The sequence below is a fragment of the Phytobacter palmae genome, from assembly GCF_039409775.1.
GTDB classification, from domain to species: domain Bacteria; phylum Pseudomonadota; class Gammaproteobacteria; order Enterobacterales; family Enterobacteriaceae; genus Phytobacter; species Phytobacter palmae.
Map to the genome: position 1 here is coordinate 347,251 of NZ_JBCIVJ010000002.1, position 12,733 is coordinate 359,983.

Below are 12,733 nucleotides of genomic sequence, written 5' to 3' on the forward strand. Positions count from 1 at the left end.
CCCATGAGGGGAAAGGCGATTTTTTCTGTCACATTGGCCGCAGTCAGGCCTTTGCTTTGCGCCAGCGCTTTTAGCGCTGGCGCATTGTTGTGCGCCTTTTCTGCCCACGCGGATGACCGCGACCAGCTAAAATCCATTCAGGCGGATATCGCCGCAAAAGAACGCGACGTACGCCAGCAGCAACAGCAACGTTCCGGCCTGCTTGCGCAACTCAAAGCGCAGGAAGTCGCCATCTCCGCAGCCACACGTCAACTGCGCGAAACACAGAACACCCTCGCCCAGCTCAATAAACAAATCGATGCCATGAACGCATCCATCGCCAAACTGGAAAAACAGAAGGCGACGCAAGAGCATAATCTGGCCGCCCAGCTGGATGCCGCGTTTCGCCAGGGCCAACATACGGGCGTTCAGTTGATTCTCAGTGGCGAAGAGACCCAACGCGGGCAACGCCTGCAGGCCTACTTTGGTTATCTCAACCAGGCCCGGCAGGAGACCATTGCGCAACTCAAGCAAACGCGCGAAGAGGTTGCTACGCAGAAGGCGGAGCTGGAAGAGAAGCAGAGCCAGCAGCAAACGCTGATGTACGAACAAAAAGCTCAGCAGGCGAAGCTGGAACAAGCGCTCAACGAGCGTAAGAAAACGCTCGCCGGGCTGGAGTCATCTATTCAGGAAGGACAGCAGCAGTTAGGCGAACTGCGGGCTAACGAATCACGTTTGCGCGATCGTCTGGCCCGCGCCGAAGCCGCAGCCAAAGCGCGTGCCGAGCGTGAAGCTCGCGAAGCGCAGGCCGTGCGTGAAAAACAGCAGGATGCATCCCGTAAAGGCACCACCTACAAACCGACCGAAGGCGAACGTTCACTGATGTCCCGTACTGGTGGACTGGGCGCGCCATCCGGCCAGGCTTTCTGGCCTGTTCGCGGTCCGTTGCTACATCGCTATGGCGAACCGCTGCAGGGTGAGCTACGTTGGAAAGGGATTGTTATCGGTGCGTCTGAGGGTAGCGAAGTCAAAGCCGTGGCCGACGGGCGGGTGATCCTCGCCGACTGGCTGCAGGGATATGGCCTGGTGGTCGTGGTTGAACACGGCAAAGGCGATATGAGTTTGTACGGCTACAACCAGAGCGCGCTGGTGAGCGTAGGCGCGCAAGTCCGCGCCGGTCAGCCGATAGCCCTTGTCGGGAGCAGTGGCGGTCAGGGTAGACCTTCACTTTATTTCGAAATTCGCCGCCAGGGTCAGGCGGTCAATCCACAGCCGTGGTTGGGAAGATAAGTTTTGCTTCAATTTCGTCGCTTTGTTGTCGCTGCCAGCATGCTGGTCTTTTCCGTGCCAGCGTTTGCCGGCAAACTCTCCATTGTTATTGATGATTTCGGCTACCGCCCACAGACCGAAAATCAGGTTATTAGCATGCCTGCGGCAGTCACCGTTGCCGTGTTGCCAAACGCGCCCCACGCGAGGGAGATGGCCACCAAAGCCCATAACGCCGGGCATGAGGTGCTGATTCACCTGCCCATGGCCCCGCTCAGCAAACAGCCGCTGGAAAAAGATACCCTGCGCCCGGATATGAGCAGCGCGGAGATTGAGCGCATCATCAGCGACGCGGTCAGCAAAGTGCCGTATGCCACCGGGTTAAACAACCATATGGGCAGTGCCATGACCTCCAGCCTGTTTGGCATGCAGAAAGTGATGCAGGTTCTTGGGCACTACGATCTCTACTTTCTGGACAGCATGACCATCGGCAATAGCCAGGCGATGCGCGCCGCAAGCGGTACGGGCGTGAAAGTCATCAAACGCAAAGTATTTCTTGATGACACGCAAAACGAGAACGATATCCGCTATCAGTTTAACCGTGCTGTTGATCTGGCGCGCCGTAGCGGTTCAGCCATCGCTATCGGTCACCCGCATCCAACCACCGTGCGCGTGCTGCAGCAGATGCTTTACAACCTGCCTGCGGATATCACTCTTGTTCGCGCAGGAAGCCTGCTGAATGAACCGCAGACAGATAATTCAACGCCGGGCAAGGCGTCGCCACCTGCTCAGCCACCGCGTAACCCGTTCCGGGGCGTGAAGTTGTGCAAAGCGCCACATAAACCAGAGCCCGTCTATACCAGCCGTTTCTTTACGGTCGTGAAGGACAGCATCAGTGAGAGTACGCTGGTGAAATATTTCACGAATGAATGGCAAGGCTGGGGGAAAAAACACCCCTAAACCGTGCGGGTGTTTTTCTTTTCTTCTGCCACAACGTTTTTTTCATCGTTGTGGCCATTGTAGGCATACCATGCTTTGAAATATTTAAGAAAACTGTACAAGGTGGCATATAAACCCGTCACCGCGCCCACTTTGCCGTTACGCCACGCGCCGCTAAATAAATACCATTTAAAAAACGCACCGATGGCGCTGATAATTCCACGAGCAATCGATGGACGGATTTTCTGATATTTCACCAGTCGCGTGGTGTAGCTATTAAGTTTATTGAATACTTCATGCAGTGAATAAAACGTATCGTGGCGTACATGTCCCGGTATTTTTGTCGATGTCGAATAACCTTCAACCTGATCGTCAACGGCGCGATTGTTAAAACGCGCCGCCCGGCGATTATATAAACGCACCGGGAAATCAGGTGAGGATATAGGATATATTGTGCGCGTTTGTTCGCCCAGCACGTACCAGTAACGTGGCAAACGCCACGCCTGATCGGCACTCGGTTCCTCGCCTGCTTTTAGCTGCAGGATAAAATTTACCGTCTGCTCGTCAAGGATTTCATCACTATCCATACAGAGCACCCAGTCATACGCAGCCAGACTGGTTGCGTGGTTCATCTGCGCGCCATGCATGGCATATGGATGATAATGAACATGAAGATCATATTCCCGGCAAATATCCAGCGTCGCGTCTGTACTGCCGGAATCCAGAACCACAAAATCATCCGCAATTTTAAGCAGTGGCGGGAGCACATCCCGTAATAAGCGAGCTGAATTGCAGGTCAACAGACACACCGAAAGTTTGAACATAATTAGCCGCACTGAAAAGGTTAAACGGATCGTCAACGAACTTTACTTTCTAATGTAGAACACTGTTACGGAAATTGTGCCTTTTGTGCGATTTAAAGATGCAAACAGGAAAAAGAGAGGGAAAAGACGCCCGCAGGCGTCTTTATTTTTAATTCCAGCTAAGGATTACCTTACCTGACTGTCCAGAACGCATCGCATCAAATCCTTTCTGGAAGTCATCAATACCGAAACGGTGAGTGATAATAGGGGTCAAATCCAGTCCGGACTGAATTAATGCCGCCATTTTGTACCAGGTTTCAAACATTTCACGACCATAGATACCTTTAATAAAGAGACCCTTGAAGATCACTTTATTCCAGTCAATAGCCATATCAGACGGCGGAATACCCAACATCGCAATACGACCACCGTGGTTCATGGTATCGAGCATAGTACGGAAGGCTGGCGGCGCGCCGGACATTTCCAGCCCGACATCAAAACCTTCGGTCATTCCCAGCTCTGCCATCACATCGGACAGGTTCTCTTTCGCCACGTTGACCGCGCGAGTAACGCCCATTTTACGCGCCAGATCCAGACGGTATTCATTTACGTCAGTGATAACGACATGCCGCGCGCCAACATGTTTTGCCACCGCTGCCGCCATAATGCCAATTGGGCCAGCGCCGGAAACCAGCACATCTTCCCCAACCAGATCGAAGGAGAGCGCGGTGTGAACCGCATTGCCGAACGGATCGAAAATAGAGGCCAGATCGTCGGAAATGTTGTCCGGGATTTTGAAAGCGTTAAACGCCGGAATAACCAGAAATTCAGCAAAACAGCCCGGACGGTTGACGCCCACACCCACGGTGTTGCGGCACAGGTGCGTACGACCAGCGCGGCAGTTACGGCAATGACCGCAGGTAATGTGGCCTTCACCGGAAACACGGTCGCCAATTTTAAAACCTTTCACTTCCTGGCCGATGCCAACCACTTCACCAACGTACTCGTGCCCGACCACCATCGGTACCGGGATCGTTTTTTGCGACCATTCATCCCAGTTATAGATATGCACATCGGTACCGCAAATAGCAGTTTTGCGGATTTTAATCAGCAGGTCGTTATGTCCGACTTCCGGGGCCGGAACATCGTTCATCCAGATGCCTTCTTCCGCTTTCAACTTAGATAGCGCTTTCATCTTACGTCCTCAGGCGATGACGCCCAGTTGTTTACCGATGCGGGTAAAGGCAGCCACCGCACGTTCAATTTGCTCAGGAGTATGAGCGGCTGACATTTGGGTACGAATACGTGCCTGGCCTTTTGGCACTACCGGGAAGAAAAAGCCGGTCACGTAAATCCCCTCTTTTTGCAGCTCGCGGGCAAAGTTCTGTGCCACAACCGCATCGCCCAGCATCACCGGGATGATGGCGTGATCGGCACCCGCCAGGGTAAAGCCTGCCGCACTCATTTTTTCACGGAACAGACGTGCGTTAGACCACAGACGGTCGCGCAGCTCGCTCCCCGCTTCCACCATCTCCAGCACTTTAATGGAAGCCGCGACAATCGCTGGCGCCAGCGAGTTGGAGAACAGATACGGACGTGAGCGCTGACGCAGCCACTCAACAACCTCTTTACGCGCTGCGGTATAACCACCAGATGCGCCGCCGAGCGCTTTACCCAGCGTACCGGTGATAATGTCCACACGCCCCATAACGTCGCAATACTCGTGCGAGCCACGGCCGTTATCGCCAACAAATCCCACCGCGTGGGAATCATCGACCATGACCAGCGCATCGTATTTGTCTGCCAGGTCGCAGACACCCTTCAGGTTGGCAATCACGCCGTCCATTGAGAAGACGCCATCGGTGGCGATCAGCACATGGCGAGCGCCAGCTTCGCGGGCCTCTTTCAGACGCGCTTCCAGCTCCTGCATGTCGTTATTGGCATAGCGAAAACGCTTTGCTTTACATAGACGTACGCCGTCAATGATCGACGCGTGGTTCAGCGCATCGGAAATAATGGCATCTTCCGCACCCAGCAGGGTTTCGAACAGACCGCCGTTGGCATCGAAGCAGGAGGAATAAAGGATCGCATCCTCCATACCGAGGAACTCAGCGAGTTTCTTTTCAAGCTGCTTGTGGCTGTCCTGCGTACCGCAGATAAAACGTACAGAAGCCATGCCGAACCCGTGGCTGTCCATTCCCGCTTTCGCGGCGGCAATCAATTCAGGATGGTTGGCCAGACCCAGGTAGTTATTGGCACAGAAGTTAATGACATGGCTTCCATTCGCCACGGTAATATCAGCTTGCTGGGCCGACGTGATAATGCGTTCTTCTTTAAACAACCCTTCCGCACGTGCGGTCTCCAGGTCGCTCGTTAACTGCTTGTAAAAATCCCCACGCATCGCAATTCTCCAGACTGGGCAAATTTCGGCACATATTACCCAAAGCTATACGTTGATACGAGATGACGCATCACCTGTTGCACATTTTGTAGCATAAATCACGTGTAAGATTATGGCCTGTCCGTGAATGGCTGTCGGGCTGGCAATGAGATGGTATGATAAGAATCATTAGTGTCTGAGATAGTCTCGGAGCTCCACAATTCAAAGGTTATAGTTATGATTATCGTTACCGGCGGCGCGGGTTTTATCGGCAGCAATATCGTTAAGGCCCTGAATGATAAAGGCATCACCGATATTCTGGTGGTGGACAATCTGAAAGACGGCACCAAGTTTGTGAACCTGGTGGATCTTGATATTGCCGACTACATGGACAAAGAAGACTTCCTTATCCAGATTATGGCGGGTGAAGAATTCGGCGATATCGAGGCTATTTTCCACGAAGGCGCATGCTCATCCACCACCGAGTGGGATGGCAAGTACATGATGGATAACAACTATCAGTACTCCAAAGAGTTGCTGCATTACTGCCTGGAGCGTGAAATTCCGTTCCTGTACGCCTCTTCTGCGGCCACCTATGGCGGACGCACCAGCGACTTCATCGAGTCACGTGAATATGAAAAACCGCTGAACGTCTACGGTTACTCTAAATTCTTGTTCGATGAATATGTTCGTCAGATCCTGCCGGAAGCCAACTCTCCGGTTGTCGGTTTCCGCTATTTCAATGTTTACGGGCCGCGCGAAGGTCACAAAGGCAGCATGGCGAGCGTGGCTTTCCACCTCAACACCCAGCTGAATAACGGCGAAAGCCCGAAACTGTTTGAAGGCAGCGACAGCTTCAAACGTGACTTCGTCTATGTAGGCGACGTGGCAGCAGTCAATCTGTGGTTCTGGGAAAACGGCGTATCCGGTATTTTCAACCTCGGCACTGGTCGTGCAGAGTCTTTCCAGGCCGTGGCCGATGCCACGCTGGCGTTCCACAAAAAAGGCAGCATCGAATACATTCCGTTCCCGGATAAACTGAAAGGTCGCTATCAGGCATTTACCCAGGCTGATTTAACCAACCTGCGCGCTGCGGGGTACGATAAGCCGTTCAAGACCGTCGCCGAAGGCGTAACGGAATATATGGCCTGGCTGAACCGCGACGCGTAAGTATGAGAATTCTGGTGATCGGCCCGTCATGGGTGGGCGACATGATGATGTCGCAAAGTCTCTATCGCACGCTCAAAGCGCGCTATCCCCAGGCTTCAATAGATGTGATGGCACCCGCGTGGTGCCGTCCGCTGTTGTCGCGGATGCCGGAAGTCAACGAAGCGATACCGATGCCGCTCGGCCACGGTGCGCTGGAGCTTGGCGAGCGCCGTAAGCTGGGCCACAGTCTGCGGGAAAAACGCTATGACAGAGCATACGTCCTGCCCAATTCTTTTAAATCGGCGCTGGTGCCCTTCTTTGCCAACGTGCCTCGCCGTACCGGCTGGCGCGGCGAAATGCGCTATGGCTTACTGAACGATGTTCGCGTTTTAGACAAGCAGGCCTGGCCGCTGATGGTCGAACGCTATGTGGCGTTGGCCTACGATAAAGGCGTGATGGCGTCGGCGAAAGATTTGCCGCAGCCACTGCTGTGGCCGCAGTTACAGGTGACTGAGGGCGAAAAAGCCCAGACTTGCGCTGCCTTTAACCTCTCAGCTGAACGCCCACTGATCGGTTTTTGCCCCGGCGCTGAGTTTGGCCCGGCCAAACGCTGGCCACACTATCACTATGCAGAACTGGCAAAACAGCTAATCGACGAAGGCTTTCAGATTGTGCTGTTTGGTTCGGCGAAAGATCACGACGCAGGCAACCAAATTCTCGCGACGTTAAGCATTGAACAGCAGGCCTGGTGTCGCAATCTGGCCGGGGAAACCCAACTGGAACAGGCGGTTATTCTGCTCGCCTCCTGTAAAGCAGTCGTCAGCAATGACTCAGGACTGATGCATGTTGCCGCGGCACTTAATCGCCCGCTGGTCGCGCTTTATGGGCCCAGCAGCCCGGATTTCACTCCGCCGCTGTCGCACAAAGCGCGGGTGATTCGCCTGATTACCGGCTATCACAAAGTCCGTAAAGGCGATGCCGCCGAAGGCTATCACCAGAGTCTGATCGACATTACCCCGCAGCAGGTACTGAGCGAGCTAAATGCGCTGTTGCTGAACGAAGAAGGATAACGAATGCGGGTTCTTATCGTTAAAACCTCTTCGATGGGTGATGTGCTGCATACCCTGCCTGCGTTAACCGACGCGGTACAGGCCATTCCCGGTATTCACTTTGACTGGGTGGTGGAAGAAAACTTTGCGCAAATCCCGTCGTGGCATGATGCGGTTGACAGGGTTATTCCCGTAGCGATTCGCCGCTGGCGTAAAGCGTGGTTTTCTGCGCCGGTGAAAGCAGAACGTCACGCATTTCGCCACGCCGTGCAGGCTGAGTACTACGACGCTATTATCGATGCTCAGGGGCTGGTAAAAAGCGCCGCGCTGGTAACACGTCTTGCTCATGGCATTAAACATGGTATGGACTGGCAAACCGCGCGTGAGCCGCTGGCGAGCTTGTTCTATAACCAGCGCCATCACGTTGCAAAGCAGCAGCATGCGGTGGAACGCACCCGTGAACTGTTCGCTAAAAGTCTGGGCTACAACAAACCACCAATTCAGGGCGATTACGCCATCGCCCGCCATTTTCCCAGCAGTAGCGGCCTAAAAACACCTTATGCTGTCTTTTTACATGCCACCACACGTGATGATAAGCACTGGCCTGAGAGCCACTGGCGTGAGCTGCTTGGCCTGCTGGCTGACAGCGGCTTGCGTATTAAGTTACCCTGGGGCGCGCCACATGAAGAGGCACGGGCAAAACGCCTTGCCGAGGGTTATGATTTCGTTGACGTCCTGCCACGCATGAGCCTGGAAAATGTCGCTCAGGTACTGGCCGGAGCGAGGTTTGTGGTTTCCGTCGATACCGGCCTGAGCCATTTGACGGCGGCGCTGGATCGCCCGAATGTGACGCTCTACGGGCCAACGGATCCAGGGTTGATCGGGGGGTATGGTAAAAATCAGCATAGCCTGCGTCCGGAAACGGGAAACCGCACGGACGATATTTCAGCCGCACGCGTTTATGCATATCTTAAAAGCCAGGCGGGGGTGTGATGGGTTCATTCTTTAAGCAAGTTTACCGTTATACGCGCCCGCGAAGCTTCCGCCATAACGAAAATCTCTGGCCGTGGACCAAAATCCAGCGGGCGCAGAGCGGCGAGATTAGCGCACTGAATTATAAAGGCTCCCCGGTTCCTCTGGTGTCACTCAGCGAGCTGAAAGGGAGTGAGCAGGGAGAGGTCTTACTGACAGCCACCGGCCCGTCAACCCGAAGCATTGATTTCAAAAAACTACCAAAAGATATCCCGGTGATGGGCGTTAACGGCGCCTATTCTCTGTCGCTGGAAGTGAGTTTTTCACTTTATGTCATTGTGGATATGGAGTTTTTTGACAAAAGAAGCGATATCATCCGCGCCATTATTGCCGATAGCCGTATCTTGCTGTTTACCACCATGCACGGTATCGCCAAAATTCTCGATCGCTACGCAGCAGAGCTTAAGTGCCGTTTAGCCCTGATTGAAGACGCCTGCTATAAAATTTATCAGCCAAAAGTTCCGCAGGACCAAAAATGGGAAGCCTATAACGGCAACTCGCCGATGCGGTTTTGCGAGAAGCGCAACGATATCTGTTTTAGTACCGATATCCGACTGGGTATTTTTGATGCAGGGACCGTCGTCTACTGGGCATTGCAGATTTTAACCTTTATGGGATTTAACACGATTCTTATTAGTGGCCTGGATATGAATAACTTCCACCAGCCACGTTTTTATGAGACCGCAGAAAACAAGCTGCCATCCTATCTGGAAACAAAAGTCGACAACCTTGTTATGCCGTCTTTCGCTCATGCTGCACGCATAATGAAAGAGAATAAAAGCACAGTCGTGAACTTTTCTTTAGACAGCGCAGTACCTGATGCAGTTTTTACTAAGGTATCTTTTGATGATTACTTCAACAATCGCTAAGCATTCCAAAAACGCTTATCCGGTTTTCTTTTATTTATTTCTTTTTTTTAGTGCCATCTTTTGTATGTCAACACGCGCTAATAACCTTTTCCATATCACTTTAGCCTTGTTTGTATTGTCGTTATTAAGCCGTCAAAATCTGAGCATGCTGGTACAAAACTGTCGTGGTAAAGGGGTAATACTCTTTGCGATGATAGTTTTTATGATTTATTTTTCGCTGAGTAATTTCTGGGGAAGCGAACCGCCGCGCTTTAGTTCCACACTGACCCATGGCACCTATCTTTTTTTCTACGTGCTTATTCTGACCAGCCTGCTGGAAAATCCAAAAAGCCGACACATTGCGCTGTTAAGCGTGGTTGCAGGTATTACCGTTCTGTCAGTGTATACACTGATAACCGACTACTCGCTGGTACTCACGCTCCGCCAGGTCTCCCTGAGCAACCCCGGACCGACGAATGTTATTGATTTAGCAGGCTATTGCGGCGTAGGTATATTGCTCTCAGGTATCCTCATGCGGGAGCAGAAACAGCCGCTGTACTGGATTCCCATCGTCATTTTGCTATTTATGATGCTGCTGACACAAAGCCGTGGGCCAATTATTTCACTCTTCATCGCCTTTCTGTTCACATTGCATCTTCATTTACTGACGAAGCGCAATCTGGCTATCGGCGCAGCTCTTATTATCGTCTTTGCTGCCTTATTCTTCTTTACTCCGGCGGGCGATTTGCTGGTGGGGCGTTTCGAGGCACTCAGCACGCAGAGTGGGCTGCGCCTAAGTATATGGCACCATACGCTACAGGAAGTGGCCTCTAACTGGTGGCTTGGTCGTGGTTTTACTTTCGACCTGGATTTTATAAATTACAGCGGCGAGCACATTACCACGACGCATAGTGTCTACCTTGGCACCTTGCTGAAAGGCGGAATTTTGGGTTTCTTCACTTTGCTGATGATCATCTTCTGTGGGCTGGCTTTTGCGATTGGCAAATATGTCAAAGACAAACGTTATGAGACCGCGTTGTTCATCTTTGCGCTGATATTTATGTCCTCACAGGGGATGTTTATTATCAGTAACCCAAGAGAATCCTGGATATTATTCTGGCTGCCGTTGGCGGTTGTCATTAGCCACAGCAAACCAAAAAATCTGTTTTATACCTTCTAAAAAATAAAGGCCCGCAATGCGGGCCTTTATTGTTGATTACATCGCCGTTGCTACTGGACGGCAAATCTCATCCAGGCGGATATCAATAGTTCGCAATAACTCTGCCATCGGCATAGCCGAAATATTGTCTGTCGAACAAATGAGCTGCGTCGCCTTTTCATAGCCTGGAGCCCAGATTTTATACCCCGGCAATCCCGTATCTTTCAGCTTACGTTGGTTATAAACGGCAATGAGCGGTTTATCGAGCGCACGCGCAATATGCACAATTGAGGTATCCGGGGTGATCACCAGATCAACCCGACGCACGATTTCTACCGCAGAATTGATCGTACTGTCCCGAAGGAAAAGGGCATTATCTATATTGAGTTGACTGACTTTCGCGCTCTGGCCAATTATTACCGCCCGGGTGAGATAAGGCAGCGCCTTAAGATGCTCAACAATGCTTGCGACCTGCTCGCGAGAAAAATCTTTATCCCCGGAACCCGTAAAAGGATTTATCGCCACAAAACAGGTTTGCGGTGGTTCGTTTGCCAGCAGTTGCGCCACCTTCTCACGCTCTTGTGCGTCTCCCGCAACATGGTAGGTGTAGTGGTCAACCGCAATACCGAATAAATTCAATAGCTGCTGATAACGGGCGGAAATATGCTTTGTGGCATCCAAGAAAGCAATGGAGTGATCAAAAAGCTTGTACTGCTCTTTGTTGTAGCCAATGACGCAACCTACATTCAGTTCAGACAACAATTTAAAACGCTCGTAGGTATTTACATCATCAAAATCAATAACGGCATCAAACCGCTCGGCCTGTAATGCCGCAAGCGACATGCGCGGCTTATAGAGGTGAACCTTTTCCAGATAGTCCGCCCCGGCCAGAATTTGCTTGCAGACGGGGCCCGTCAGCACCGAAACACGATATCCCTTTGCTGCCAGTGCCTGCGCGCATCCCGTTGTTACCACCATATCGCCAATCTTGTCATCGAGGCGAAGTAATAACAGATGTTTCACCGATTGCGGATTAAAGGGCGCACGCACGGCTTTATGACGGTAGCGGCGATTGATCAACGCAAATTTAATGCTACGGAAAAACGCGTTCTTTTTGCGTGTGAATTGCTTAAGGGGACCCATCGTTACCAACTCAATTTATCTGTTTAGCGCTGTACAATTTTTTGCTGATAATAGTCCGCCAGGGTCATTCCCTGAACGCGCGGCTGCAGCCATGTAAAGAAGGACTCCAGGTCATCGTACAGGCGTTCGATATCCTGTTCATTCTTAAATGTCGGGCTCCCGCCCGGCATATATTCAGACGAGTGCAGCATGTACTCAACGTAATCGTTGCCCTGCGCCAGCGTCTGCTCGACAACACGCTGCATGGTATCAACGTTGCCGCCCATCGGGCGTAGCCAATGGACAGAAGGCGAACGCAATTTGCCGCGCAGTTTGTCATAGCCTTGTTTAATGCTGTTCATCAGCGCCGAATGCTTGAACTGAATGCTCATTGGCACCTCAAGCAACGGCGAGTTGCCGGGCTTACTGATGTCGTTCTCATCGAGAAAATAAGCCTGCAGCGGGAAATGACGATAATCCGTTCCCCCGCTCCCCTGCGGTGCCCCTTTGGCAGTTTTCCAGTTCACTTTAGGCGTGACGGAGCAGTCCACCTCGTAGCCATATTCGACCAGCAGACGCGCATAACGTTCATCAAAGGCCCAGCGACCGGCGCGATGGCTGCGCATTTTGGTCTGGAAGGTGTCCTGCAGGAGTTTGGTCATAAAATCGACCTTTTCCCGCATCAGCGCATCTGAATATTCAATAAGGTAGGGTTTATAGCGCCAGTCGTTATCAGTCAGCGGCGTCTCCGGTGGGCTATTCCAGGCATGTAAATGCATACCGATTTCTGCCGTGCCCCGGGCAATCACGTCCTGACCGAACTCAATAAAAAATGGATCGACGGCCATTTCGTAATTAGTAAGGTAGACCGGTTTGAAACCATATTTTTCACACACAGCCTGAAAACGCGGCAAATATTTCGCATTTTCCGTGGTGATACTGTCATTTTTTTGCCAGAGGTTGTCACCCTCTGTATCGATCGTGATAAGAAATGCCGGTTTCTGCAC

At 52.0% G+C, this 12,733-nt stretch carries 12 protein-coding genes; 7 read left to right on the top strand and 5 right to left on the bottom strand.

All coding sequences use genetic code 11. From position 1 onward, the window contains the following. Positions 1 to 3: 3 nt before the first annotated feature. Positions 4 to 1,269: a murein hydrolase activator EnvC gene (envC, locus tag AAIG39_RS04260; protein WP_343193257.1), complete on the top strand. Its 1,266-nt coding sequence runs from the start codon at positions 4 to 6 to the stop codon at positions 1,267 to 1,269. A gap of 3 nt (positions 1,270 to 1,272) precedes the next feature. Further along, the gene (locus tag AAIG39_RS04265; RefSeq protein ID WP_090083619.1) at positions 1,273 to 2,205 is read left to right on the top strand and encodes a divergent polysaccharide deacetylase family protein; all 933 of its coding nucleotides are present in this window, start codon (positions 1,273 to 1,275) and stop codon (positions 2,203 to 2,205) included. Here the strand turns inward: AAIG39_RS04265 and AAIG39_RS04270 are convergent. The 3 genes from AAIG39_RS04270 to kbl form a co-directional block, all read right to left on the bottom strand. Next, positions 2,202 to 3,008, bottom strand: a complete 807-nt coding sequence (locus AAIG39_RS04270) for a glycosyltransferase family 2 protein (protein WP_090083617.1) — start codon at positions 3,006 to 3,008, stop codon at positions 2,202 to 2,204. The genes AAIG39_RS04265 and AAIG39_RS04270 overlap by 4 nt on opposite strands. A 148-nt stretch (positions 3,009 to 3,156) precedes the next feature. Next, positions 3,157 to 4,182: an L-threonine 3-dehydrogenase gene (gene tdh, locus AAIG39_RS04275; RefSeq protein WP_090083616.1), complete on the bottom strand. Its 1,026-nt coding sequence runs from the start codon at positions 4,180 to 4,182 to the stop codon at positions 3,157 to 3,159. A 9-nt stretch (positions 4,183 to 4,191) separates the two neighbouring features. Continuing rightward, positions 4,192 to 5,388 carry a glycine C-acetyltransferase gene (gene kbl / locus AAIG39_RS04280; RefSeq protein ID WP_090083614.1) on the bottom strand — a complete coding sequence of 399 codons (1,197 nt, stop codon included), beginning with the start codon at positions 5,386 to 5,388 and terminating at the stop codon, positions 4,192 to 4,194. A gap of 216 nt (positions 5,389 to 5,604) precedes the next feature. On the opposite strand from kbl, the gene rfaD reads away from it, so the two are divergent. The 5 genes from rfaD to AAIG39_RS04305 are packed head-to-tail and all read left to right on the top strand — an operon-like array spanning position 5,605 to position 10,625. Next, positions 5,605 to 6,537 (top strand): ADP-glyceromanno-heptose 6-epimerase, encoded by a 933-nt coding sequence (gene rfaD / locus AAIG39_RS04285; RefSeq protein ID WP_090083613.1) that lies wholly within the window; start codon positions 5,605 to 5,607, stop codon positions 6,535 to 6,537. 2 nt (positions 6,538 to 6,539) lie between these two features. Then, positions 6,540 to 7,586 carry an ADP-heptose--LPS heptosyltransferase RfaF gene (gene rfaF, locus AAIG39_RS04290; RefSeq protein ID WP_343193258.1) on the top strand — a complete coding sequence of 349 codons (1,047 nt, stop codon included), beginning with the start codon at positions 6,540 to 6,542 and terminating at the stop codon, positions 7,584 to 7,586. 3 nt (positions 7,587 to 7,589) lie between these two features. Further along, positions 7,590 to 8,558: a lipopolysaccharide heptosyltransferase RfaC gene (rfaC, locus tag AAIG39_RS04295; protein ID WP_249569539.1), complete on the top strand. Its 969-nt coding sequence runs from the start codon at positions 7,590 to 7,592 to the stop codon at positions 8,556 to 8,558. Further along, the gene (locus tag AAIG39_RS04300) at positions 8,558 to 9,466 is read left to right on the top strand and encodes a sugar glycosyltransferase (RefSeq protein WP_249569554.1); all 909 of its coding nucleotides are present in this window, start codon (positions 8,558 to 8,560) and stop codon (positions 9,464 to 9,466) included. The genes rfaC and AAIG39_RS04300 overlap by 1 nt, the downstream gene beginning before the upstream one ends. Then, on the top strand, positions 9,444 to 10,625 hold the full coding sequence (locus AAIG39_RS04305) for an O-antigen ligase family protein (RefSeq protein ID WP_090083606.1): 1,182 nt from the start codon (positions 9,444 to 9,446) through the stop codon (positions 10,623 to 10,625). Before AAIG39_RS04300 ends, AAIG39_RS04305 begins: the two co-directional genes overlap by 23 nt. 36 nt (positions 10,626 to 10,661) lie before the next feature. Here AAIG39_RS04305 and AAIG39_RS04310 read toward each other — a convergent pair whose 3' ends face one another. Both AAIG39_RS04310 and AAIG39_RS04315 read right to left on the bottom strand, forming a co-directional pair. Beyond that, a complete protein-coding gene (locus AAIG39_RS04310) occupies positions 10,662 to 11,747 on the bottom strand; it encodes a glycosyltransferase family 9 protein (RefSeq protein ID WP_343193259.1) in 1,086 nt (361 codons plus the stop codon). A 23-nt stretch (positions 11,748 to 11,770) separates the two neighbouring features. Next, a complete protein-coding gene (locus AAIG39_RS04315; RefSeq protein ID WP_090083602.1) occupies positions 11,771 to 12,733 on the bottom strand; it encodes a polysaccharide deacetylase family protein in 963 nt (320 codons plus the stop codon).